We start from the raw sequence: 25,325 nt of genomic DNA, 5'->3' as shown, positions 1-25,325 counted from the left end.
CATACCTTATTTACGCTTACTTCACCGTTGCTTGGAATCTCATATGTATTGGTAATCGCATTGCCTTCCTGCGTTACTGCATACGTATGCCCATTCACAGTTACTTTATTATCTACTGTTACGCCGGCCTCCTTAACAGTGTATTTTATTTCACTGCCGGAGGTATTATATTTCTGCAAATTTGTCCACTTATATGTGAATTTATTTGCCGTTCCGTTTGTCGGTGTCACTGTCGGTGTAACATCAGTTTTCTTAACGCCGTCAGCATATAATTCAAAGCTCGGAGCTGTGTGATCAGCTTCGGGGCCGTTCACCCAAGTCTTGCTTGCTGTTACTTCGGTCTTATAGTCGTCACCTTTCGGTCTGTTTATTACCTCCACCGAAGCTTCCTTTCGATCTATCAACAGGTCTACCTTGCCGTCGTTTGTACCGTCGCTGTCAACAAAAGTCGGTGCAGGTTCATGACCCGGCTCTGAAACAGTATAGTGACCATAAGGAAGGTTATCTATTGTCCTTTCTTCCCCTGCAGACAATTCATGAACCGCCCTGTAAACTTCATCATTTCCGCCATAAGGATTAGTACCTACAACGGTAATTGCATACTTCGGAGCCGAACGATACAACGCACTCCTCGGCCCATAAATACCTCTGCCATTTGCAGAATCAGGGTTGAAGGTCTTCTTCAGCTTCAGCTTTCCAAGCTTTTTTTCTTTATTGGTAACAGTTATCTTTGTGTTCAGAGGATTATTGTCACTGCCGCCTCTAGGTACAACAAAGCTATCCAGTGATGTTCCTGTAACAGGTGCTGCGCTCTGAGTTCCGTCCCATGTTTTCCATTGTATTTCAGAATTATAATCGGAAAGACTGCTTGCCGGGCTGCCGGAAACAACATTCTCTTTAAGCTGATATGTTTTATCGACACGCAGGTCAACCATTACCTTGCTTTTGTTTCCGGGAACGAGATAATTCTGATTGAAGCCGGAGTCCTCTTTAAGCTTCATGTTGAAATTAAACTCACGCCCGTTTGCATAAGCGGCGGGAATCTCTCTGCCTTTAAAATCGAGCAGCCTTTTGTGCAGCTCCACGATTAACGGTTTTGCTTTCGGTTCAGGGAAAGCCTTGGTCTGTTGAACACCGTCTATATCCGTATAATGAACCGATGCTCCTGCATTGGTATTATAATTTCCATCTGAAGGTGATACCACATCCAAGATGCTGTCATTAATAACAACCTCGTACGTCATCTCTGCATAACGCGTCATCGAACCGGGTGAAACCGATGTCGTAAGAGTTCCCACATTCCAATTGATCGTGTTGTTGTTAAGTGTAGCAGTTCCCTGTGTAACATGAATATTCGAGGCAGTTCCGCCCTTAACCTCAAAGCCTGCACCCATAGGATCGGAAACATTAGCATCCTTCATTGCAGCTGCAATACTGGCTGCAATACTATCGAAAATGCCGCTCAAGGCCGCCGGATCCTCAGTGCTGTATGAACACCCCGGACTGGCCATCTTCTCAAGCACATCATTTCCCGTATTTCCTGCATTTACTGCAACCGTATATAACTTTGCGTTCTGTTTCGCAAACCCTGCTTCAGCTATGGCACAGTTTCCGCTGTTGTAATAGTGGTACTCGCGATGACCATTTATCCAAACTTTATCGTAACGGTGCCACATGCTGTTTCCCGCACCTGTGGTTTCTGAATAATTAAACGCAGGTCTTGGAACATTCGCACTCGTCTGTTTCTCATAGGCGTGACTTCCGGGTCCGCCATTTACCAGGTAATTATCCGGATTATGCAGCGCATAATTGAACGTAGGCACACCATCAGACAGCAAGACTATGTTCTTAAAGTCTGCCTGCGAATTATTCAACAAATCGGAAGCCGCCTTTATACCGCCTTGTGTAAAGGTACCTCCTCCGGCCCTAAGATCATCTATAGCATTTAGAAGCTGCTGCTTATTAGCGTAATTTGTAAAATTTTTCTTTACATGCACATTGGTTTCAAATGTTACAAGTGCAATTCTCGTATTAGGATGGTTTTCGTCAAGAAGTTTATTTACGAACTGCTTCGCCGCTTTTTTAGCTTCTCTCATTCGTCCGTTGTCATTCATACTGCCGGATGTATCGACAACCATGACGATATCATTCTTCTGTTCTTTATCTGTCGCCTCCATGCGAAGCGTCACCTTGAAGGTATTAAGCTTCCCCGGTACAGGTTCCGCCTTTTTTGTCAACGCCACCGCACCTTGTGCAGGTCCGCGTAATCCGGTTCCTGATGCAGATCTGAGCATCATTTTTTTGCCATTTGCACCGAGATATTGATCGGCTTTTCCGCCCGAAACATCGGGGGATGGGTTAGCTTTTTCAGGAGACTTTAAATGGTCCGGGTTAGGTGACTTTAACCATTCTTCTTTTTCCTCAGCGTTAACCGTCTTTTCATTTGATGCTTCTACCTGAACTTTCTCAGGTGCACGAGTTTCAGCCGTTTTCTCTGCTGCAGGCGCACTTTCATCTCCGGCAGCAAAGGCAAGGCTAATCCCCGGAGTACCAAAACCGGAGATTATTACAGCAAAACTCATAATCAACGCCAGTATGGAATTGCCTCTTCTCTTGTCTTTCTTCATTTTCCGTACCTCTACTAACAATTTACAAGCTTCTTCCTATACAATTTTAGAATTTGTTTCTCTAAAATATATTTATATATAAACGCTCTTTATACCGAGCGATAATTATATACACGTTTATATACCCGCTCATCGAGATGACATCTGCGGGAATTTATTTTTTCAATTTCCATCCATTGTTCTCAAGCGATTTAGTGAATTTCTTCAACGAAATACTTTTATCCTCCTGTGTCTCGACCGGAATCAGTTTTTCTTTCTTTATCTTTTCCATTGTTTTTTCATTGACCGGGATTGAGATGCTTTCAGTAATTTTATTTTTCCCTTTCTTTGTTGAATACTCCATGTCGTCAATAGCTTTATATGTTTTCTCCATTTCCTTTATTCTATATTCAACTTCTTTGACTTCCCGGTCTGAGTATCCTTTTATGTTCAATTCCGAAACCTGTTCGATCTTATATACGTCATCATTCTCGGCAAATACGGACAATTCCATAGATACATTTTCATCAGAGTATTTATATACTTCTGTCTTCTTTTCATTCATCCCACACGAACACCAGGTTAATGTAAAAATCAACATCAACAAAATTATCAAGATTTTTTTCATATTTTTTTGCCTTTAATTACAGTTTAATTTAAGATTCGCAGATTCTATTATTGCTTACCTTGCTAAATTTTCACATCTGCAGATTTCCCTTGTAAATTACTTTGCATATACTGTTTAAGTTCTTTTCTTCCGGATATATTAAGCTTCTGATAGACACAATCCAGATGTGATTTAACCGTATTCGCAGAGATTCCCATATGTCCGGCAATCTCTTTGTTCTTCCAACCGCTACTTGCCAACATAGCAACTGAAAATTCTGTGGTAGAGAGTATGTCTGCGACTTCTACGCCCAGAACTCCCTTATAAATCTTTCTCCATCCTGTACTGAATTGATAAACAATATCGACAATTTGATTAAAATCACTTTTATACTCATTTTTCAAGCACTTTTCCACGAGCCCTCCAAGAGAACCGTGATGCTCTCCAAACGCTTCAAGAAGACTATCTGCAGAAGCCGTTTCCCATGCCTTCATAAAATATTTCTCTGCATATTCAACCTTTCTTAAAGCCATATAGTTCATTGCCATAACAATATTGAGATATATTGAAGGAACAGGATAAATCTGTTCCTTCAAGGCCATAACACCCTTTATAAACCCGATTGACTCGCAATATTCACCTTTGAGATACATGCTGTACGCAATAACATAGCTTCCAAACGGTTGAAGGCCGTTAGGCAAATATTTTAAGCGATTGATAAGAGAACACTCTTCTTCTCGCTCAATATGAAGGAGAGTTCTGTATAGGAACGAAGCAAAGGACAACATTGCCCTACACGTATCATCGCAAGCATCCGTATCCTCCGCAAAAGTATTATCCACATACGCAAGCATCCTCTGTGTTTCCTGCACGCGTCCCAGAGTGAGGTTAGCAAAGCCGTATATCATATACCCGGAGAATCTTGCTGCAAAGTCAGGTTCTTCCAAGAGCTTTTCGGCCCGTTCAGATGCCCCTTCTGTATGACCCGTAAAGTAATAATACTCAGCCCATGCAATTTTCCGCATTTTGCAATCCGTCATAGCCTCAATTGCCGAATGTGCATCACCTTTCTCAAAGCAAGAGTTTACAAACGGCATCAAATATTTTCTGTTTATGGTCTCTTTGTTCGGATTCATAAGCGGAACTCCATTTTAGTTCACTATTATTTATGAAAGCATCTGCAAGTATAGGATAAATTGTATCGTATTTAACGCTTATATAAAATCACCTGTTTTTTATACGGAATGGGGGTTGACAACAAGATTGGCAATAGAGAAGTTTATATTTTCAAATTGCCAATAAATTAAAAACGGCTTACAGGAGACCGCTGATTTTAATATTTAAGACATATTTCTTCAGTTGAAAAATCAAATCCGCTGTGCATTAGAAGCATATAAAATTTTAATTACCCTGAGAATCAACCACATGCACATCCAGCTGGTTATATGGAATCTCGAGGCCCGACTCAATGATGCACTTCTGAAGCACACCCATCGCTGCTCTTCTCATCACCCATTTATCTTTAGGCTTGCACCAATACCTGATCCTATAGATAACAGACGATGCTTCAAAATTCTGAACAGCCAGGTATTCTGCGTTCCTAATACCTTTGATAGCTTTAATTTTCTTGGCACAGCCGGTGAACACTTCCTTGACATGGTCCGGGTCCTCGTCATACCTGAGCCCGATGTTGATATCGTAGATACCGCTCGACACGGCGACCTTGCTGATGTTGCGGTTGCATATTGTAACGTGGTCACCTGTATTTATACTGGTGTATTGCGTCGTCTGAAGCGTGAACAGTGTAACGATACCCTCATCTCCGTCAATTTTGATGACATCTCCGACCTTGAAGGACTTATCATTGATGATATGCATACCCATGAGGACGTCCTTGAACACATCCTGCATTGCCATACCGAAGACAGCGCCGGCAACACCAACACCGGCGATAATCGATGTTATGCGTATGTTGTTAACTTCGAGTACAGCAAGCAGCGCAATCAGCCATGCGGTTGTCTTGATCAGTCTGAACGTCGAACGTACAATTGCGTTCATCTGCACGGTGTTGTTTGTCTTCTTGAGATATATTCTATACCCGTGCTCAATAATAACCGTCGCAATTATGCCGAATGCGATGATTATGATGCTGCTTATAAAGTGTTGCGAAGTCACTATTTTAACCACAAAGCTCAATGCGTCCACCCTATCTATCAAACACAGATAAATCATCCCAACTAAACAGAGATGACAACACACCGAAACCCTCTACGTCCTGATAGTAGCCCTCGATAAATCTCGCCCCGTAGTGCCTGTATATCTCCTCCGCCTTGGAATTGCCTGCGAATACATCTATGACCATTTGAGAATAACCCGTCTGCGCAGCTCGTTTACCCATTGCAAATAAAAGCTTACGACCGCAACCCATATCTCGATACTCCGCTTCTACGTGAAGCATCTCGAGCCAGAAGGCACCGAGAACATCCGGAGATGGAGTACCGGCTACGAAGCCCTTGATTTGTTCCGAGCAACACGCAACCAGCAGCTCATTACCCGGAGCCAGATAATAGGCATCCATCCTGGCTGCGCAGCTGTCAGGATTTACCGATGCCATATATCTCCTGTCCAGTATGTCGGCATACGTATCGTGGTAATTGTCCGACATGATGCGACCTATCTCCGGGATATCGGGACGGTGCGCTTCACGGATTATAATGTTTGAGTTATTTCCCATAAATATGTGTCCTCTCATTCATCTTTCATCTTTGCAGACGACATTCAATACTTCTTTCATTACATCAAGCTTTAGCCCCGAAACACCGCACTTTGCGCTATTTCCATTTAAAAGTATCGGCTATTTGCTTGGCTGCTTCGTCACAATCGGATGAACCGTCAAAATTTGTCTCATACACCATGACGTATGAACGGTCACCGACTATATAATATTGAGTGCAGGTTCTATCACTCAAGGAAAATTTATATACTAACATTGTATCACCATGCTTCGTAGTTGTTCCCGAAGCGGTAATTTGTCCAACAGTCTATCCCCGCGTCTGCATGCCGAGCTGTTGCAATATTGAATTCCCGAACTCTTGAGACTGCTCTTTGGAATAATGATTCCTGCCGTACTCAATAGAGATATTATCGGGTACCCCATTTCCATCGTATCCTTTAGGAACAAAAAACGGCTTATCAGATGTGGAATCATCTTTATCTTTTGCCCATCCGGATGGCATGTCACAGCTACCGTATTTTAACTCAAATGCATTATTAGACGAAGTTCCGTCGGGCTTATGTTGTGATCCGCAGCCCGCGCAAAGGATTGCTGCAAACATTAAAGCAGTAATAAAGCTGATGTTTTACGGATTTTGCGTTGTTGCTTCATCATAGCTCCTCCCACCGCACACTTGAGCAGAATATACCTTCCGAACACAGACAAGCTCCCCCGGACAATCATTTCGACTCAAAAGGTCACTTATACCGATCCTGTGAAATAATTGAAATAATTGTAGATGCGGATATGACGGCACATCCGCCCCATTCAATCAGGCTTATGTGCTTGTGCAGTAGCATTCCCGGAATAGCCGAGTATTTCCAGAATAACTAAAAATCACATCTCAAGTCCAATCTTGTGGCCTGAAATATTCCCATAATCGAGACGAATGCGACGTTACTCCTTGTCTTGTCGTTCATATAACCTGAGCCCCCGGATTATAGACATTATAGCATGGGCATTTATCCTTGTGAACAAACTTGAATCATCAAATCTTGTCGGGTTATCACTACTGATGTGCATTTTTTGATATAATGAACAATTAGTTATTAAGACTATCAGACGCTTTTATTTCTACAATAAAGAATATTAGATACTATCAATAGGAGGAATCAAACGTGATAGAGACTGAACATATTATACTTCGAAAAGCATCCTTTGCCGACTGTGATCTCTTTGCAGAATGGGAGTCACGTCAAGACGTTATCGAACACTTCTGTACTACCGGCAAACGCGATCTCGATACAATCACTGACGAGTTTCACACAGTTATCCATGACCCAACCCGTGAGTGGCTAACCATAGCTGAGAGTAGCACCAAAAAACCGCTTGGAAAGATTGATATCACTAATATCGACCCTATTAACGACTCTCTCAATATCGCCATCATCTACCTGGCAGACGAATCAGTGCGCGGCAAAGGCTACGGAACAGAAGCAATGGAAGCACTGCTTATCCATGCATTCGAGGAGCTTACGGCTCACCGCGTTACGGTTTCGCATTTCCCGGATGATGTCGTTGCTTCTCACCTATATACGAAGCTCGGATTTAGAACAGAAGGTATACTCAAGCTTGCGGGTAAACGCAGCCACGAGTACTTTGACATGGAATTACGAGCTATTCTCAAGGAAGAATGGGAAGAGCAGAATGAAATGAAGGCTTTAAAAGCTTGACTTTAAGCGCTTCGGATAATATAATCTACGGGCGCATTGTGCAATTGGAGCAGGGTTCGCCCGGCAGCTCCGACACTAAGTTATTTTTAGTATGTCGAACAAGATCCTCGGATCCCAGTAGACAGTGCCGAAACCGATCCCTTGGATCTGAGTAGGTAGAAAGGGAACAAAATGAAGTCTTACATCGCTAAGCCTGCAGAGATCGACCACAGATGGTACGTTATCGATGCAGAGGACAAGACTCTGGGAAAGCTTGCAGCTGAGGTTGCAATGATCCTAAGAGGAAAAAAGAAGCCTATCTACACACCTCACGTTGACTGCGGAGATTACGTAGTTGTTGTAAACGCTGAGAAGGTTGCAGTTACAGGCAAGAAGAAAAATCAGAAGATCTACAGGAGCCATAGCGGTTATCCCGGTGGTCTCAAGGAAACAACTCTCGCAGAGCTTCGTGCTAAAAAGCCGGAGGAGATCATCCGTCACGCCGTTAAGGGTATGATGCCTAAGGGCAAGCTCGGCAGACAGATGTTCAAGAAGCTAAAGGTATACGCAGGACCTGAGCATCCACATGCTGCACAGAATCCTGAAGAGTGGAAATTCTAGGAAGGGAGGATTAGAAGATGGCTAAAGAAATGTATCAGGCAACCGGAAGAAGAAAATCTTCAATTGCTAGAGTCAGATTACTCCCTGGAACAGGAAGAATCGTTGTAAACAAGAAGGATCTTGAGGATTACTTTGGACTTGAAGTCCTGAAGAACGAGGTTAAGAGACCTTTTGAAATCACCGGAACAACCGGTAAGTACGATGTAATCGCGCTGGTTAACGGTGGTGGTACAACAGGGCAGGCCGGAGCACTTAGGCACGGTATCTCAAGAGCACTTTGCGAAGTAGATGCTGAGGCTAACAGACAAACACTTAAGGCCGCCGGCTTTCTAACGAGAGACCCTCGTATGAAGGAAAGAAAGAAATACGGGCTCAAGAAGGCCAGAAGAGCAAGCCAGTTCTCGAAGCGTTAATTTCACAGGATTGGCAAGTCCCTGAATTCGTTGGAATTTAGGGATTTTTCTTTGTCTGTATTCGTGCGTTTTCGTCTGCGTTAGTAACAAATAAGTGACAAAACAGCATAAAAAATAAGCTCGTAATCACCTAATATGATTATGAGCTAAAATCCACCAATTTACCGCAGAAGGCTAATTTACAGAAAAAGGTTTACACACGGAAATTTCATACGATCTTCTGCAAAATTATCACACAAAACACGCTAGCCGCTCTGCTGCTACAGGCGCTCCTTTTCTGCCTTCTTATCCATCTTGAACTGCTTCCGGAAGGGCAAGGCAAGACCATTGGATAAGAATGTTGGATTAATCGTTCCTATCATCCCGTCTGTTTTTATTGCGAATTCTGCATGTCTTAAATTAGTAAAGATGGCACTAAAAAAACACCGCCGATGAACTGCACCCCGAAAATTTAACTTTCGGGGTGCAGTTCACGATGCAGTGCTTTTTATCTATCTCTAAATGTTTAAGGGCATATGCTTTACATGCATATGCCCCGTAGGCTCTCAACTTACAGCGCAGCCTTGATTGCCGCCAGCAGATCGTCGAACTCATCAAAGGCCGGGATCTCCGGATACTCTGCCTTGATTGCATCAGTGCTTCTAAATAGGAAGCCTGCCTTGCCGGCCTGAATCATGCCTAAATCATTGAAGCTGTCTCCGGAAGCTATAGTCTCGAAACCGCAAGACTGCAGGGCCTTGACGGTTGTCAGCTTTGACTTCTCACAGCGCATCTTAAAGCCGTCAATCATGCCATCCTCACCTACAATCAATTCGTTGCAGAATAGAGTTGGCCGGTCCAGCTTCTTCATAAGCGGCTGTGCGAACTGCGAAAATGTATCGCTGATGATTATTGTCTGAACGGTCTCGCGGAGCTCGTCCAGGAATTCTTTGGCTCCCGGCAACGGATCAATTCCGGCGATTACAGCCTGAATCTCCTTGAGGCCGAGTCCATGCTCTCTCAATATATTCAATCTGTAGTTCATGAGCTTGTCGTAATCCGGCTCATCTCTAGTGGTCCTCTTGAGCTCCTGAATTCCGGTTTCTTCTGCAAAAGCTATCCAAATCTCCGGTACCAATACTCCTTCCATGTCCAAGCAAACAATGTTCATGTTAACCCCCTAATAATCTGTTAATCTTGCAATTATCTCCGGCAGCTCCTCTATCGAGTGTGCCCGCGCATCTGTCTCGTCGAGCTCACCTGCTCGTGCATATCCGTAGTCGCATGCGATAAACAGGATACGGTTCTTGACCGCGGCTTCCCGGTCGTTGAACCTGTCTCCTATCATCACGTATGTCATCTCCGGATTGTCGGCTATAATTGAGCTTAACACATCCGCCTTGGACTGCCAATCCCAAGATTCACAATCTACATATCTCTCGAACCACTTATCGGTTTCAAAGCTGTCTCTATTAAAATCGGCATACTCGTGATCCGAGTTGCTGAGAATCATCATCCTATAGCCTTCAGCCTTTAGCTTATCCAGTATCTCTCTGGTACCGGAATACCAGGGGTCAACACCTTCGCGAACCAGAGCGCGCATGTAGGCGGCGACCCTCGCCGCCGCGGCCGCCCTGGCGTCCGCGGAGAGCGCCGGGGCGAAATCCTCCCACATCTCTTCGTTGCGGAGCCCCAGCCAGCTCTCCATGCGCGCGTAGCCGGGATTTTCGACTCGATATCCGTATATATTGCGCAGTCTCTTGGCCATATCCAGAACGGCCGGCGCATATATTTTCATTGTTTCCTGAATAGTGCCATCATAGTCGAACACCAGCATTATCTTGCTTCTATCGACCTTGCTGCCACCGACAGCTGTGTCATCTTTAGGAATTCCGGTCCGGTTCTCCTCACCGGCTTGATTGTTTCCCATACATATAACTCCTACAGCTGATTTATCAGATTAACCATCTCGATTGCAGATAGTGCACAGTCGTACCCTTTGTTGCCAACCTTACTTCCTGCACGAGCAATTGCCTGCTCAATGTTCTCGGTTGTGATTACCCCAAACATAGTTGGAACGCCTGTCTGCATCGACACCTGAGCGGTTCCCTTTGCAACTTCATTGCACACCAGATCGTAGTGAGAGGTCTGTCCTCTGATTACAGCACCGAGTACAATTACAGCATCGTACCTGCCGGACTCGGCCATCTTCTTGGCTACAGCCGGAAGCTCAAATGCGCCCGGTACCCAGGCAGCTGTAATATTCTCCTCTTTGACGTTGTGACGAACAAGTCCATCAACAGCGCCGCCGAGCAGCTTGCTAACGACGATTTCATTGAAACGAGCAGCAACGATGCCGACCTTCATTCCTTCCTTAGCTACAACCTTGCCCTCTAATAGATTGATATTGTTCATGACGATTCCTTTCTACTTATCCAGCTCTATTTCGTTGAAAATGTGTCCCATTTTACTCTTCTTAGTCTTGAGATATACGTAATCGAACTTCTGTGGCGCAATCTCAATCGGCACTCTCTCGGTGATGTCGAGCGCAAAATCGCTTAGTCCGTACACCTTATCCGGGTTATTGGTCATCAGTCTGAGCGACCTGCATCCCAGGTCACGCAGAATCTGAGCCCCTACCCAGTACTCTCTGAGATCCGGTGCAAATCCAAGCTTGACGTTAGCCTCAACTGTATCGTAGCCCTCTTCCTGAAGTGCATATGCCTTGATCTTGTTAATGAGTCCGATTCCGCGGCCTTCCTGTCTCATGTAGAGCAGAACTCCGCGACCTTCCTTATCTATCATCTCCAGCGACTTCTCCAGCTGCAGTCCGCAGTCGCATCTGAGCGATCCAAAGGTATCTCCTGTGAGACACTCTGAGTGCACTCGGCACAGCACATCTTTGCCGTCTCCGACTTCTCCCTTTACAAGAGCTACATGATGCTCACCTGTGATGTCGTTGATGTATCCGTACATCGTAAAATCACCGTATTCGGTCGGCAGCTTAGCAACTGCTTCGCGGATTACGTGGCACTCGTTGATGCGCAGATAATCCTGAAGCTCCTTGATTGTTATGAATGCAAGGTCGTATTTCTCTGCGATTTCCCACAGCTTGGGCGTCCTCATCATGGTACCGTCACCGTCCATAACCTCGCAGCACACGCCGCACTCCTCAAGTCCGGCCAGTCTGAGCAGGTCAACAGTTGCCTCTGTGTGACCGTTTCTAACCAGCACGCCGCCTCTGCGAGCTACTAGCGGAAACACGTGACCCGGTCTCCTAAAGTCCTCCGGCTTTGAATCAGGATCAACACACTTTCTCATAGTATATCCGCGCTCCTTAGCCGAAATTCCTGTAGTCGTATCCACATGATCGATAGATACGGTAAATGCAGTCTCATGGTTATCGGTATTCTCCGACACCATTGCCGGGAAATTCAGCTTCCTGGCATATTCCGAGCTCATCGGCGTGCAGATCAGTCCCTTGGCAAGGCTGGCCATCATGTTGATATTCTCCTGCGTTGCAAACTCCGCAGCACAAATCATATCACCTTCGTTCTCTCTATCCGGATCATCCGTGCAGAGGATTATCTTGCCTGCTCTCAGATCTGCAATCGCGTTTTCTATTGAATCGTATTCGCGTTTTCTATTGCTCATCATGTCTCCTTTCAGAATCCATTCTCTGCCAGAAATTCCAGCGTCAAACGGCTTCCTCCATCTCCGTCACTTGTACCTGAGTTGTACAGTGTTGGATTGCCTAACCCCAATAACTTCTCGACATACTTGCCTACTACGTCATTCTCGAGATTGACCTTGTCGCCCGCATGTCTTGTGAGCAGCGTGGTTTCTGCTCCCGTGTGAGGGATAATCGACACCTTGAAGCGTTCGCTATCTACGTGGGCAACTGTCAAACTGATACCGTCTATAGCAATCGAACCCTTCTCAACTATCAGATTGAGAATCTCCGATGCCGCCTTGATGCTGACCCACACAGCAATTCCGTCATCCTCGAGCGACTCAACCGTACCGACTCCATCAATATGGCCTGACACTATATGCCCACCGAACCTGCCATTTGCAGCCATCGCTCGCTCCAGATTGACTCTATCACCTACTCCGAGTCGGGCAAACCCGGTTCGCGAGACAGTCTCGGGCATCACATCAGCAACGAAGCTGTCGGAATTAATCTCAACAACCGTAAGGCACGCGCCATTTACAGCAATGCTGTCGCCGATATTTGTTCCCTCCAGAACCTTGGACGCCGAGATCTCTATGCGCCCTGTCGCTCCGGAAATATCTAGAGAGCGCAGTCTCCCGGTTTCTTCAATAATTCCTGTAAACATTACTCTTCTCCATCCTCATCTTCCGGAATATATGTTCCGAGATTATCGATTCGCTTGCAGGTAATCATGAGGTCTGAACCGATTCTCTCAACGTCATCGAACGAGAATTTATATGCCATGTTGGGATGCTCAACTCCAAGTCCTTCAACCGGGCTCTTGGCCTTTCCTCCAAACACCTTTGGAGCGACAAATATCCTTACCTCATTGATAATACCCGCTCTCAGCGCACTTTCGTTGAGATTACCCCCACCCTCCAGCAGCAGACTGTCTATGTCGAGCTTGCCCAGGTATTGAAGCAGCATTATCAGATCCACTCTGCCGTCATGCCCGGGAAAGTTGAACAGTCTGACGCCTTTTTCATTTAGCTTGGCAGCCTTCTTGGTAAATTCGGCTCCGCCGAATTTCTTGGCAAGTGCCTTTGCCGGCGGATTGGTATTCTCGTCATCCATGTAGAGCGGAGCCTTCTCGCTAACCCGGATTTCTCCCATCGGAAGTCCTTCAACAGAGCACACAATAATTGTCTCGCTGTCGTACTCGTCCGCAGTCCTTACCAGCTGTGCGTCGCTTGGTATCCGCAGCTTGCTGTCGCAAACTATCCTGATTGGATCTCTACCGTCCTGAAGCCTGCAGTTCAGCATAGAATCATCGGCGATCACAGTGTCAACACCAACCATAACGCTCATGCACTCGTGGCGCATCTCATGCACCTTGTGGATTGCTTCCGGTCCTGTCACCCATCTGGAAGCTCCGGTCTTAGTTGCAATCTTGCCGTCTGCGGTCATTGCATACTTGAGACGTACATATGGACGCCCTGTGGTTATGTAATGGAAGAAAATCGGATTAAGAGCATCGCATTCCTCCATCAAGAAATCCTCTACTACTTCGACTCCGGCTTCTCTGAGTATCTTGACGCCCTTACCTGCCACCTTTGGATTAGGATCCTTTGAACCAATTACGACCCTGGATATCTTGTTTTCTATGATAGCAGCTGTACAAGGCGGGGTCTTGCCGTAGTGACAGCAAGGTTCCATCGTTACATACAACGTTGCACCCTCCGCGGATTCGCGGAGCGATGCTATCGCATTTCTCTCCGCATGCATCTGTCCGCACTTCACATGATAGCCTTCACCTATAATCTGACCGCTCTTGACAATTACCGCTCCGACCTTCGGATTGGGATTAACCCAGCCTTCACCTTTCTTGGCAAGCCCGATAGCTCGGCGCATGTACTCCTTATCCAGCATCATCAGCTCATCAGCTCTTTCTAGCAACATGTCTCTCTCCTCATTCCAATAAATATACAATTGACCCGTCCATTTAGAATGGATATGAATTAAAAAAGAAGCCCATTCAGAGCTCCTGCAATTCGTTCCCGTGCAGTAATCTGCACTCTTCAGAATAAAAGCTTCTCCCATCCAGACTATAACTGTCGGCTTCGGAATCTAACCGAATCATGCCTTTCGGCTCGCGGGCTGTACCGCCGGTAGGGAATCACACCCTGCCCTGAAGTCAATTACCATATTTATCAGTTCCTCATCATCCCGAGTTAAAACGGAATAACTTGAAACTAATAAGTATAATAGAACTTATAGTGTGCTATGTCAATAGCTGCACTCATTCTAAAATGTGTTGTTTTTAAGAAATAATTGTGTACTATTGAATTTTTCGTAGCATTATTTAATTGTTCGTGTATAATCAAGCTATAGAAACCTAACATTAATGGTTATTAAACACCGGAGGTGAATCTTATGAACACTAAAAAAGTTACAGTAGCCGGCGGCGGAGTTCTCGGCAGCCAGATTGCGTTTCAGAGCGCATTCTCAGGATTTGATACAACAATATGGCTAAGAAGCGAGGGTTCAATCGGCAGAGCTCAGCCTAAGCTTGACAGACTTCACAAGCTATATCTAGCTGATATCGAGTCTGTCAGAGCCGGCCTTGGTAAGCCGAACGCAGCTGCACCCGCAGGATTTGGCCTGAAGCCGGATGAACTCACTGACGAAAAGCTCGATGAGCTGGCAGCCAGGGTCGAATCTGCGTATAAGAACCTGAAAATCACGCTTTCCCTAGAGGAGTCAGCAAATGATTGTGATTACTATATAGAGAGCATGGCAGAAATTCCGGAGGATAAGCACGTATTCTACCGGAACCTCAACGAGGTTCTTGAGGACAAGACAATCGTCATGACTAACTCGTCAACACTGCTCCCCAGCACATTTAAGGTTGATTTCACAAAACCGGAAAGATACCTCGCACTACACTTCGCCAACAACATCTGGAGGAGTAACTCCGCAGAGGTTATGGGACACGACGGAACTTCACAAGCCGCATATGATGAGGCTGTTGAGTTCGCTAAGGCTCTCCATATGGTTCCTATCAAGGTTCTCAAGGAGCAGCCCGGTTACCTTCTCAACTCGATGCTCGTACCTTTCCTAAATTCCGCTCAGTATCTACTAGCTAACGGAATCGGGGATCACGAGAACATCGACATGGCGTGGAAGATTGGAACCGGTGCGCCATATGGTCCTTTCCAGATTCTGGATATCGTTGGTCTTACAACTGCGTACAACATCGTTGCTAATCACCCTGAGGCAAATGATCCAACTACAAACGCCGGTAAGATTGCCGCAATGCTCAAGAAGTATATCGATGCAGGCAAGACCGGTGTCAACGCAGGCGAAGGCTTCTACAAGTACAGATAATTACACGATAAATCATCAGTGCCGGTGACGGCCTTCAAATTACAGACCACGGCAAGGATCATCAGATACGTCGGCAATTCCAAGTATTTCCAAGTATAATGGAATCACATAGGGAGGCTGCATCGCATCAGTGATGTGGTCTCTCTTATTATTCGGTAATGACCAATGTGCTCTGCAGTGTTATAATACCAATGCTTAATAAGAATCAGAGGTGAACAACATGGCATATATAAATTTCAAGGAAATCGACAACTCAAACGTGACGATTGAGAGCACTGCCAGCAGCTGCCCGGATAGTTACAAACTGGGCACATTCTCTTGCGAGGAGTTTCTGCAGCATCTCATCGGCAAAGGTATAGTCCCTGTAGATGAGGAAGAAGCCCCAATCCCACATGAGCTTAACACTGTCCGAGAGCTATATGAGCTCTGCAACAATAATCCCGGGGATATGCAGATTATGACCGATGCAACTGCAGCTCAACTGATAGCCTCCAGAGACAACGCTGAGGATAACCAATCAAAGTTCACCGGTTATAAGCTGCTCGAGCTCAGATACTACGACTGTGAGCCTGAATCGCAGATCATCAACTTAAAATATCCATATACTGAGAACAAGCAGTTCGGCTGTAACTTCAACGTCAAGATGTTCATCAACAACCCTATATTCTTCAACACAGTCATCAGACTTCTATACGAATATAGCGGACCTGTCCTCATATATGACTACTGGAGACCGGTAGGTATGGATCTGCTGGGAACCGTTGATGGCATTGAGCAGATTGCCAGAGTCTAACAGGCAGCTACCGCTGTGTCGCTCCACAATGTGCCTGTTGATAATGCTGCCGGGCGTACCGGTCTAGCTAACGGCTACCGCTATATCGCTTCACACGCTGAGATTCTCGGGATGCAGAGTTTTATTATTGTATTTATAGTAGCCGCCACAGCTGCTGAGCTTTCAATATCAATATATGTGTGTTTTCCTTCATTGACATGATGGGCTCTCGGTGATAAACTGAAAACGATTTTTAATTTCGGTTTTATTTTCCGCTCTATCATTCCCCCTCGGTTCAAAAAGGAACCGGCACGGAGAGTCGGAAAAGTGTTATAACCGAGATTGTTTTTTTGAAGGATCTGTATTTACATGTAACAAGACACGGAGGTATGTATGAATCGCAAAAAATTCACAAAGCTGTTTGCAATTATGCTGATTGCAATTCTAACCCTGGGAGCCCTTTCCGGCTGTGGCAACAAGACCGAAAGTAAGAAAAAAATAAAGATTGTCGCGACGACATTTCCGCAATATGATTGGATTAGGGAAATTCTAGGCGACAAGGCTAAAGATGTCGACCTGAAGCTGCTGCAAAAGAGCGGCGGTGATCTGCACAGTTTCCAGCCATCCGCTGATGATATCAAGGCCGTTGCGGACGCCGATATCTTCGTGTATGTCGGCGGCGAGTCAGATAAGTGGGTCAGCGATGTACTTAAGAAGAAGACTAACAAAAATCTCGTAGCTATCAACCTGATGGATGAGATGAAGGACAGCAAGAAGGCAGAGGAAGTCAAGGAAGGAATGCAGCCTGAAAAGGAAGAGCATGACCATCACGACCATGACGGCGACAAAGACAAAGATCACAAGGACGGCCATCATCATGAGGATGCTGAAGAGGTTGAGTATGACGAGCACGTGTGGTTGTCGCTCAAGAATGCAATCAAGCTCTGTAAGCCTATCGAGAAGGCTATAGCTGACAAAGACAAGGACAATGCCGATACATATAAGAAGAATCTTGACGCTTATACTGAAAAGCTGAAGAAGCTTGATAAGCAGTATGCTGATGCTGTTGCAAAAGCAAAGGTTAAGACGTTGGTGTTCGGCGACCGCTTCCCTTTCCGTTATATGGTCGATGATTATGGCATCGATTACTATGCGGCTTTTGTAGGCTGCTCTGCTGAATCGGAGGCCAGCTTCGAGACTATCCACTTCCTGTCAGGGAAGCTCAACCAGCTCAAGCTAAAGCACGTTGTAACTATTGAGAATTCCGATCACAAGATTGCCAAGTCGATTATCCGCGATGCCGACAGCACTAAACGCGACATCAAGACGCTCGACTCTCTGCAATCGATCAAGAAGAGTGATCTCAAGGATAAGACATATCTCAAGACTATGGAGCAAAACCTTGAGGTGCTAAAGGAGCTTCTGAGCAATAAGTAAGCTTCTGCGGCTAAGATTATTAGGAGTACAAATGGAACAGATGGTTAACGGGACTGAATCTTCGTTTAGTATCGACTGCGAAGGGCTTGCTGTAGGATATTCCGGCAAGCCCCTCTGCAAGGAATTTGATTTGGGGATCAATAATGGCGACTACATATGTATTGTAGGAGAAAACGGTGCCGGGAAATCGACCTTTATTAAGACCTTGATCGGTTTGATTCCGGCTGTAAGCGGCGATGTCGCGCTGCGCGGCGATATTGTCAGGAGCGACATCGGATACCTGCCGCAGCAGCGTGAAACTCAGAAGGATTTCCCCGCTTCCGTATGGGAGGTGGTGCTATCCGGCTGCCTCAACAGATTGGGCTTCAGACCTTTTTATGGAATCAGGGAGCGAAAGCTTGCCTCTGCTGCTATCCGAGAGCTTGACCTCGAGGATATTAAGAATGACAGCTTTCGCGAACTTTCCGGCGGGCAGCGGCAGCGCGTGCTCCTGGCACGCGCCATCGCCTCGTCCCCGAAGGTCCTGGTTCTGGACGAGCCGATAACCGGGCTGGACCCGGTTGCCGCTGCCAAGCTATACCGAATGCTGGACAAGCTGAATCAAAAAGGCACGACAATCATAACCATATCCCATGACGTCGGCAAAGCTCTGTCAGCAGCCAACAAAATACTGATAATGAACGATACGCCTCATCTGGCATCAGATGAGGAGAGAAAGGAGGTGCTGGATGTCTAGTACGCTGGAACTTATCCGCATGTACCTTTCTCATGATTTTGTCGTATATGCGCTGATCGTAGGCGTTTCTATAGCGCTATGCGCGGCAATGGTCGGAGTAACGCTGGTTCTGAAGAGATATTCATTTATCGGAGACGGACTGTCGCACGTGGCATTCGGAGCGATGACAATTGGAACCATCCTGCACATATCCAGCAACCTGTATATTACCCTGCCTGTCACCGTACTGGCGGCAGTCATACTCCTCAGGAGCAACAGGAACAGCAAGGTCATGGGAGATGCCAAGCTGGCTATCCTGTCAGTTGTATCGCTGGCCTTCGGCTATCTGCTGATGAATGTGTTCTCGACATCAGCCAATGTATCCGGCGATGTGTGTACTACATTATTCGGATCAACATCCATACTGACGCTGACTTCACAGGATGTCGTGCTCTGCCTCACCATATCCGTACTTGTCATAATTGCATTTATATTCCTGTACAACAGATTATTTGCAGTTACATTTGACGAAGAGTACACCAAGGCAACAGGGACCAAGACAGATACCTACAACCTGATAATTGCCATTATCATTGCGGTTATCATCGTTCTGGGCATGAACCTCGTCGGTTCACTGCTGATATCTGCGCTTATCATCTTCCCTGCCCTGTCGGCGATGTGCGTATTTGGCAGCTTCAAATCAGTAACAATCTGTTCGGTAATAATATCAATAGTTGCAGCCTTGACGGGAATGTTCATATCAATCCTGGGCGGGACCCCGGTCGGAGCAACTATTGTAACAGTTGATGCAGCTATGTATCTTGTATTTATAATAATAGGCAAAGCAACCGCCCGTGGATAATTTACAATGAGACAAAATGGCTAACAAAAACAAGACAAAACTTATAGTAATAATCATTTCCCTATTAGCTCTGGTTGTGGTATGCGTTGCAGTGACACTGCACATTGCATCAGGTAGGAGCTCCGGGACAGATTCCGGTGTAGACACAGACCTCAGCACTATGAGTGCCACAGCTATCTACTCGGAAGTGTCCAACATGATGAATAAGCCTGAGAAATATGATGGCAAGCACATCAAGGTTAAAGGTTATTACGTAGTCAGCATAGATCCGGGAACCGGTAAACGATACGAATACTGCTTGATTCCGGATGCTACTGAATGCTGCCAACAAGGGCTGCTCTTCAAGCTCAAGAAAGGCGAGCGTGATAAGCTACCCAAGGAGGAACATCGATTTGTAATTTCCGGCAAATTTGTCAGAAAAAAGGCTCCTGGTACGGACGACCCGAACGCATATACTGTTATGCTGGAGGACGCCAAAATCTACAAAAAATAGTGCTCTCGATAGCACATCAGAATCCTTAATAATTGCAAGAGGGCTGACCTGCCGGGTCAGCCCTCTTCTTCAAACTTAACTCTTTGCCGATGCGGACTAACAAAGCCTCGAATTGTCTCATCACTTCAAGTCCGCAGACTTTGTATAATCCGCCAAGCAAACATAATCAGCCGCCCACTGTTCGCAGTGTCTGCTATTTGTCGCTAACCTTCACATCCACCCCGTTCACCGTCAGCCCTTCACTGATTGGAATCATCAGATATTGGCGTCCGTCTATAATCTCCGTCTTGATGCCGAATGCGTGCTCAGGGTCAATGCTGACGTTCATCTCGGCAGTCTCGAGCTTGAACTGCTTACGGTTTATCAAGTTCTCGGGATTAAAGAATTCCTCACCCTCAAAATAGTTCTTGCAGGTATCATGGAACTTCTCTATGGCTTCATCGGAAGTGCCGCTTTTCATCAGGATTTCCTCAAGCTCATTGATATGAATCTCAGGTACATCATCAGCTCCTACCCCCTTGAGCACATCAATCCTCTCGCCAATCCGGCTGTGCAGAGCCTTCACTACATCCATGCTGCACTCATCACCGAGCGAGTCTGCGAGAGCGCTGTCAAAAGCGTTTTTCTGAGTATTTGCAGCCATTGGAAGTTTGTCGAGGTTGAATACCGCCTTGAGGAAATCTTGGTGCACATCCGCCGAGCTCCTCGTGTAGTACAGTGCCCGGTAGATGTTGGTCATCCTGTCGTCAAATGTCGGGAACATAAAGCCCATCTGCGGTGCCCCGAGTATGCTGCCCGTCGAAGCGGCACGGAAATTTTGTTCCTCAGCTAGATACCTGAGTGCGCCCTTCGGGTCCTTTACAGGGCATAGGCAGCAGATAAAATATTCGAACTGATCCGTCGACTCCTCCGACCACTCATCGCTGCCACCGTTCTTGTAAGGCACATCGTAAGAGTCCGAAGCGAGCAGGATTACATAGCCGACATCACCCATATCCACATTGTCTATAATCCTCTGAAACAGGATTTTGCGCATTGTCTCGTTGCTGAGATGTGATGTTCTGAGCGTCTGCAGCAGCCTGTGCTCATCGCTGTCCTCGACCTGTGCCGTTGAAAATTCAACATTGAGCAGATTCTTGCCTAGTGCTCCCGACAGAGTTTTCTTGAGAGTCTTCATGTACATCTCTCGTTCCTCATTTCCCATGAGCATCGTCGGCGAATCCATATACGCGATAATTTCATGCGCCGCATTGACATAGCACCCGTAGATATGACCGAAATTGTCCATATCCGGATTAAATCTCTTCTTGATTTCTCTAATTTCCTTGCGATTCATCGTATCTCCTATTTTAAAACTATTAAGCAGCTTGAGTTTTATCCGCCGCACCTATTTATTTAAATTCAAAGAATTTCTCTGTCTCATCCTTGCACACTAAGTCCGTGACTCCGCCGCAATCGCAGACCGTTACTCCACCGCAACCCTCGCACCTATGGATTCGCACGCGCCGGTGTGTTAATATAATGCATACGATTAATTCTATAACACATTTCGGAAATATCAAGGAGAACATATGCTCACAGGTAAGCAAAGAAGTTATCTCAAAGGGCTCGCACAGAAGATCGAGCCGACAGTATATATTGGCAAGGCCGACCTCACGGACAACATTGTCCGCTCCATCGACGAGAATCTCACTGCAAACGAACTCGTCAAGGGACAGCTTCAGGAAGGTTCTATGCTAAATCCGGCCGACGTATGCAGCGAGCTCGCCGAGACGCTGCACGCTGAGTTCGTCGCTGCAATAGGTCGCCGTTTCGTGCTCTACAGAAGAGCCAAAAATCCTAAGAACGTCAAGATTGAGCTGCCACGCGCACCTCGCAAATAATAAACGTAACTTTTATCCGGAAATATCAGCGGTGCGAATCTTGAAGCTAAATGCCGATACCATCTAGGTATTAGGAATTCCGGCGATGAGAAGCTTGACTCAGCTGCTCCGGCTTCCAATCCGGGAACGCTATGAGGTTCGTCGGCAACTACCCCCTCGTGGACTTTCACCACAGATTGACAGCATGCCCGCCATACACTCACAAGCACTTACCCTGCACGGGCAAGTGCTTGTGCTATGTATTACAGAAACAAATTTTCAGGCAGTTCAGCTCACCATCAGCCTACAGCCCGATATCGTCCGCAATCTCGCGCATAGCCTCCAGAGAAATATCTATAAACTCATCAAAGCTGATGCCGGTCTCCTCAATTGCTGCCATATACTGCCTGTTCGCGCCGGCTGCAAACCTGGATTCCTTAAACCGCTTGTTGACCGACTTGTGCTTGACACTCGCAATCTTTTTATCGGGATATATCTGCGCGACAGCCTTGCAGAATCCGCTCATCGGATCCGCCGCAAGCAGCGCAATCTCAAGCGTAGACTTCGCTACAACACCCGACTCGGGGTTGTGAGCACATATTGCCTGTGCCATAACCGGCTCATCGTAGCCCTCGTCCTTTAGAATCTGCGCAGAGACCGGTCCATGAGTGGACATATCGTTACGCCAATCAGCTGTCTCCTCGTCGAGGTCATGCAGCAGTCCGCAGTTCCCCCAGAACTCTATCTCATCCGGAGCCAGCCTCTTGGCCAGCCCCCTCATAATCGCTTCAACCGCATACGAGTGTGTTATGTAATTCTCACCCTTTACATACTTGTGTAACAGAGCATTTGCCTGTTCTCTGGTTATGTGTTCACTCATTTTTATTCTCCTCTTATATCCTCTTAATCATCTAGCAATCATCTAGATTTTAACACCATTGTCATCGGTTTACTATAATGAAAATTTCTATTGAATTTGACTGCACGCCCATCTTGCAATAAGATATTGAGTGTTAATTCTATCGGCATACTGCGTTCCGGTTATTCGTAATTTAATTACGCCGATTGAAGCCGCCCGACGGCACAAGCGATATACATTATATCCGGATTCTATATAACCCGGAGATATACCGCATATATTGATAGCTGCAAGAGCAAAGGATATATACATAAAGACCGGAGAATACAAGGACTGAAAAATGGAAAAAGTCATACATGATAAAAATAAAGGAATATTGTTGATAATCTCGTCAGCGTTCTGTTTCGCGTTAATGGGAATCTTCGTCAAGCTTGCCGGAGATCTGCCTGCAGTCGAAAAATCTTTCTTTAGGAACCTCATAGCGGCGATAATCGCTGTAATTGTTCTAATCAAAGAGAAACAACCGATTGTAATAGGGCGCAAAAATTATCTGCCGATGCTCATCAGGGTGCTGGCCGGAACTATCGGAATACTCGGGAACTTCTACGCCGTCAGCCACATTATGGTTGCTGACGCCAGCATGCTCAGCAAGCTGTCTCCGTTCGCGACGATTATATTTTCTATGATAATACTCAAAGAAGTTCCTAAGAGGTATCAGGTCTTCTGCCTGCTGTTAGCATTGATCGGAGCAATGTTTGTAATCAAGCCGGGATTCTCGGGCAATTCTATGGGAATGGCAGCCGGTCTGATCGGAGGCGTCGGCGCCGGTCTCGCCTACACAATGGTCAGGATGCTCGGCTCTAACGGGGTGCCGCAAGCTGTCATCGTGTTCTGTTTCTCGACATTCAGCTGCCTATCGATGGTGCCGCTGATGATAATCCGGTACCACGAACCCATAAATAAATATCAGCTGCTGATGCTGCTCGGCGCCGGACTTGCAGCTGCGGGCGGACAGTTCAGCATCACCGGAGCATATCGCTATGCACCGGCCAAGGAGATATCCATCTATGATTATTCACAGATCATATTTACGACAATCATGGGTCTGCTCATCTTTAGGGAGCTGCCGGATCTATACAGCTTCATCGGCTATGCGATAATCATAACGGCTTCACTGATTATATTCCTAAAATCAAAGCAAGAACAATGATGCTACTCATCCGTGCCATTACGCTGAACTCGTTTTAATTGTAAGAGCAAATAACTTAATAAGGGACAAAAGCTTCTCATCCTCAGCAACTGTGCATGCTGCTTTCACTCTATCTATTCGAGAAGTCTCATATTTAGATGCATATTTGAAAGTCCGGATCACTTAACCAAATCCGAAACCATCTCCGGAATCTTTGCATAATCCTCTTCATCCGGATTCCAGGATGAGCGCACATGCCCTTCTATAACCTCAAATCCCGCATCCGCAAGCTTAGCCTGCAGAATTTTAACTGACTCACCGCTCCAGCCGTAGCAGCCAAATGCAGCAGCCTTCTTATTCTTGAACTTCAAAGTCTTTAAGAAAGATAGCCATCCTGCGACACTTGTCAACACATCATTTACGCAAGTCGGCGAACCAACGACAATAGCCTTTGATTTGAAGACCTCCGTCATGAGCTCGTTCTTGTCTGTCTTGGCGATATTATAAACCTTTACAACAGTATCCGGTGTCTGCTTGTGAATCTCATCAGCGATTGCGTGCGCCAGCTTAGTCGTACCCTCCCACATCGTATCGTATGCAACTGTAATCTGATTCTCCCGATAAGCATCTGCCCAAGCAGCGTACTTCTCAACTATCTGTCCGGGATTGTCGCGCCATATCACGCCGTGTGACGGAGCGATTATGTCAATTGGTAGGTTCAGCTCTGCAATTTCTGCGAGCTTCTTGGTTACAAACGGTGCAAAAGGATTTAAGATATTTGCGAAATACTTCATCGCTTCCCTGTCAAGCAGCGCTTGATCTGCACTGTCGTTGAACATCTCCTCAACTGCGAAGTGCTGTCCGAACGCATCCATAGAGAACAGGATGTTGTCCCTAGTCATATATGTAGCCATAGAATCCGGCCAGTGGAGCATCTTCATCTCGATAAACACCAGCTGCTTCCCGTTTCCTATATCAAGGCTATCACCGGTCTTCACCACGTTGAAATTCCATCCCTGCTTGCCGTACTGCCCTTCAAGGCTCTTTACACATGCCGCAGTGCAGTAGAGCGGCGTGCCCGGAATCTCCTTGAGCAGCGCCGGCAACGAACCTGAATGGTCCTGCTCACCGTGATTTACAATGATTGCGTCGATCTTGTCCAGCACTCCTTCAGCCTTCAGATTCTCTATAAACTCATCTCTGTGTGGAAGCCATACGGTGTCCACAAGAATAGTTTTCTCTTCCTCAATCAAAAATGCATTTTGACTTGAACCATTTAAAATCGAATACTCATCACCGTGAAAAGTCTTGAGCTCCCAATCCATGTATCCGACCCAACTTACATTGTTTTTTACAAGCTTCCTCATTGTTTCCTCCGTATTATCAATTGTTGTACAGATAATGCTACACCTTTTTTAAGGCGGATTATCCCATTTATTCTCT

The 25,325-nt window shown here is 46.0% G+C and carries 26 protein-coding genes and 1 riboswitch; of the genes, 11 read left to right on the top strand and 15 right to left on the bottom strand.

Annotation, left to right across the window (positions count from 1 at the left end; translation table 11 throughout):
- The 6 genes from HMPREF1152_RS00280 to HMPREF1152_RS00255 form a co-directional block, all read right to left on the bottom strand.
- On the bottom strand, positions 1-2,627 hold a 2,627-nt coding region (locus tag HMPREF1152_RS00280; protein ID WP_009643126.1), incomplete at its 3' end, for a VWA domain-containing protein.
- Between the two features lie 154 nt (positions 2,628-2,781).
- Entirely contained in the window at positions 2,782-3,171 is a 390-nt protein-coding gene (locus HMPREF1152_RS00275; RefSeq protein ID WP_009643085.1) for a DUF1307 domain-containing protein, read from the bottom strand.
- 125 nt (positions 3,172-3,296) lie between these two features.
- On the bottom strand, positions 3,297-4,349 hold the full coding sequence (locus HMPREF1152_RS00270; RefSeq protein WP_009643091.1) for a response regulator transcription factor: 1,053 nt from the start codon (positions 4,347-4,349) through the stop codon (positions 3,297-3,299).
- 265 nt (positions 4,350-4,614) lie between these two features.
- Entirely contained in the window at positions 4,615-5,400 is a 786-nt protein-coding gene (locus HMPREF1152_RS00265) for a mechanosensitive ion channel family protein (protein ID WP_242822256.1), read from the bottom strand.
- Positions 5,401-5,419: 19 nt separating this feature from the next.
- A complete protein-coding gene (locus HMPREF1152_RS00260; protein ID WP_198004053.1) occupies positions 5,420-5,947 on the bottom strand; it encodes a GNAT family N-acetyltransferase in 528 nt (175 codons plus the stop codon).
- A gap of 307 nt (positions 5,948-6,254) precedes the next feature.
- A complete protein-coding gene (locus HMPREF1152_RS00255) occupies positions 6,255-6,548 on the bottom strand; it encodes a hypothetical protein (RefSeq protein ID WP_039883224.1) in 294 nt (97 codons plus the stop codon).
- Positions 6,549-7,104: 556 nt separating this feature from the next.
- On the opposite strand from HMPREF1152_RS00255, the gene HMPREF1152_RS00250 reads away from it, so the two are divergent.
- The 3 genes from HMPREF1152_RS00250 to rpsI all read left to right on the top strand — a co-directional run bounded on the left by HMPREF1152_RS00250 (position 7,105) and on the right by rpsI (position 8,672).
- A complete protein-coding gene (locus HMPREF1152_RS00250; protein ID WP_009643133.1) occupies positions 7,105-7,659 on the top strand; it encodes a GNAT family N-acetyltransferase in 555 nt (184 codons plus the stop codon).
- Positions 7,660-7,830: 171 nt separating this feature from the next.
- Positions 7,831-8,259: a 50S ribosomal protein L13 gene (rplM, locus tag HMPREF1152_RS00245; protein WP_009643103.1), complete on the top strand. Its 429-nt coding sequence runs from the start codon at positions 7,831-7,833 to the stop codon at positions 8,257-8,259.
- 17 nt (positions 8,260-8,276) lie between these two features.
- Positions 8,277-8,672 (top strand): 30S ribosomal protein S9, encoded by a 396-nt coding sequence (gene rpsI / locus HMPREF1152_RS00240; RefSeq protein ID WP_009643105.1) that lies wholly within the window; start codon positions 8,277-8,279, stop codon positions 8,670-8,672.
- 550 nt (positions 8,673-9,222) lie between these two features.
- Here the strand turns inward: rpsI and thrH are convergent.
- The 6 genes from thrH to ribD are packed head-to-tail and all read right to left on the bottom strand — an operon-like array spanning position 9,223 to position 14,265.
- Entirely contained in the window at positions 9,223-9,822 is a 600-nt protein-coding gene (gene thrH / locus HMPREF1152_RS00235; RefSeq protein ID WP_009643128.1) for a bifunctional phosphoserine phosphatase/homoserine phosphotransferase ThrH, read from the bottom strand.
- Between the two features lie 9 nt (positions 9,823-9,831).
- Entirely contained in the window at positions 9,832-10,581 is a 750-nt protein-coding gene (locus HMPREF1152_RS00230; RefSeq protein WP_009643101.1) for an HAD family hydrolase, read from the bottom strand.
- Positions 10,582-10,592: 11 nt separating this feature from the next.
- A complete protein-coding gene (gene ribH, locus HMPREF1152_RS00225) occupies positions 10,593-11,066 on the bottom strand; it encodes a 6,7-dimethyl-8-ribityllumazine synthase (RefSeq protein WP_009643096.1) in 474 nt (157 codons plus the stop codon).
- A gap of 12 nt (positions 11,067-11,078) precedes the next feature.
- Positions 11,079-12,305: a bifunctional 3,4-dihydroxy-2-butanone-4-phosphate synthase/GTP cyclohydrolase II gene (locus tag HMPREF1152_RS00220; RefSeq protein ID WP_009643129.1), complete on the bottom strand. Its 1,227-nt coding sequence runs from the start codon at positions 12,303-12,305 to the stop codon at positions 11,079-11,081.
- 11 nt (positions 12,306-12,316) lie between these two features.
- Positions 12,317-12,991, bottom strand: coding sequence for a riboflavin synthase (locus HMPREF1152_RS00215; RefSeq protein WP_009643088.1), 675 nt, complete (start codon positions 12,989-12,991; stop codon positions 12,317-12,319).
- Entirely contained in the window at positions 12,991-14,265 is a 1,275-nt protein-coding gene (gene ribD, locus HMPREF1152_RS00210; RefSeq protein ID WP_009643093.1) for a bifunctional diaminohydroxyphosphoribosylaminopyrimidine deaminase/5-amino-6-(5-phosphoribosylamino)uracil reductase RibD, read from the bottom strand. The genes HMPREF1152_RS00215 and ribD overlap by 1 nt, the downstream gene beginning before the upstream one ends.
- Before the next feature lie 125 nt (positions 14,266-14,390).
- Positions 14,391-14,506, bottom strand: a riboswitch (FMN riboswitch).
- Between the two features lie 233 nt (positions 14,507-14,739).
- On the opposite strand from ribD, the gene HMPREF1152_RS00205 reads away from it, so the two are divergent.
- The 6 genes from HMPREF1152_RS00205 to HMPREF1152_RS08790 all read left to right on the top strand — a co-directional run bounded on the left by HMPREF1152_RS00205 (position 14,740) and on the right by HMPREF1152_RS08790 (position 19,972).
- Positions 14,740-15,693, top strand: a complete 954-nt coding sequence (locus HMPREF1152_RS00205; protein WP_009643097.1) for a 3-hydroxyacyl-CoA dehydrogenase — start codon at positions 14,740-14,742, stop codon at positions 15,691-15,693.
- A gap of 220 nt (positions 15,694-15,913) precedes the next feature.
- A complete protein-coding gene (locus HMPREF1152_RS00200) occupies positions 15,914-16,486 on the top strand; it encodes a hypothetical protein (RefSeq protein WP_009643114.1) in 573 nt (190 codons plus the stop codon).
- 372 nt (positions 16,487-16,858) lie between these two features.
- Positions 16,859-17,902: a metal ABC transporter substrate-binding protein gene (locus HMPREF1152_RS00190; RefSeq protein WP_009643134.1), complete on the top strand. Its 1,044-nt coding sequence runs from the start codon at positions 16,859-16,861 to the stop codon at positions 17,900-17,902.
- A gap of 31 nt (positions 17,903-17,933) precedes the next feature.
- Positions 17,934-18,638, top strand: a complete 705-nt coding sequence (locus tag HMPREF1152_RS00185) for a metal ABC transporter ATP-binding protein (protein ID WP_009643108.1) — start codon at positions 17,934-17,936, stop codon at positions 18,636-18,638.
- On the top strand, positions 18,631-19,479 hold the full coding sequence (locus HMPREF1152_RS00180) for a metal ABC transporter permease (protein ID WP_009643130.1): 849 nt from the start codon (positions 18,631-18,633) through the stop codon (positions 19,477-19,479). Before HMPREF1152_RS00185 ends, HMPREF1152_RS00180 begins: the two co-directional genes overlap by 8 nt.
- 16 nt (positions 19,480-19,495) lie before the next feature.
- Positions 19,496-19,972 (top strand): aminoacyl tRNA synthetase anti-codon binding domain-like protein, PF12869 protein, encoded by a 477-nt coding sequence (locus HMPREF1152_RS08790; protein ID WP_009643089.1) that lies wholly within the window; start codon positions 19,496-19,498, stop codon positions 19,970-19,972.
- Between the two features lie 193 nt (positions 19,973-20,165).
- Here HMPREF1152_RS08790 and HMPREF1152_RS00170 read toward each other — a convergent pair whose 3' ends face one another.
- Positions 20,166-21,308: a DUF4317 domain-containing protein gene (locus tag HMPREF1152_RS00170; RefSeq protein WP_009643115.1), complete on the bottom strand. Its 1,143-nt coding sequence runs from the start codon at positions 21,306-21,308 to the stop codon at positions 20,166-20,168.
- Between the two features lie 235 nt (positions 21,309-21,543).
- Here HMPREF1152_RS00170 and HMPREF1152_RS00165 point away from each other — a divergent pair, with 235 nt between their 5' ends.
- Positions 21,544-21,855 (top strand): YhbY family RNA-binding protein, encoded by a 312-nt coding sequence (locus HMPREF1152_RS00165; protein ID WP_009643104.1) that lies wholly within the window; start codon positions 21,544-21,546, stop codon positions 21,853-21,855.
- A 283-nt stretch (positions 21,856-22,138) separates the two neighbouring features.
- Here HMPREF1152_RS00165 and HMPREF1152_RS00160 read toward each other — a convergent pair whose 3' ends face one another.
- Positions 22,139-22,714, bottom strand: coding sequence for an HD domain-containing protein (locus HMPREF1152_RS00160; RefSeq protein ID WP_009643125.1), 576 nt, complete (start codon positions 22,712-22,714; stop codon positions 22,139-22,141).
- A 319-nt stretch (positions 22,715-23,033) separates the two neighbouring features.
- Here HMPREF1152_RS00160 and HMPREF1152_RS00155 point away from each other — a divergent pair, with 319 nt between their 5' ends.
- Positions 23,034-23,903, top strand: a complete 870-nt coding sequence (locus HMPREF1152_RS00155; RefSeq protein WP_009643090.1) for a DMT family transporter — start codon at positions 23,034-23,036, stop codon at positions 23,901-23,903.
- Between the two features lie 158 nt (positions 23,904-24,061).
- On the opposite strand, the gene HMPREF1152_RS00150 is transcribed toward HMPREF1152_RS00155, so the two are convergent.
- On the bottom strand, positions 24,062-25,249 hold the full coding sequence (locus HMPREF1152_RS00150; RefSeq protein WP_009643118.1) for a flavodoxin domain-containing protein: 1,188 nt from the start codon (positions 25,247-25,249) through the stop codon (positions 24,062-24,064).
- Between the last annotated feature and the right edge of the window lie 76 nt (positions 25,250-25,325).

Source organism: Mogibacterium sp. CM50, assembly GCF_000293155.1.
In the GTDB taxonomy this organism is placed as follows: Bacteria; Bacillota; Clostridia; order Peptostreptococcales; family Anaerovoracaceae; genus Mogibacterium; species Mogibacterium timidum.
Note: the sequence above shows the minus strand (reverse complement) of the source record. Positions and strands in the feature narration are given on the sequence as shown.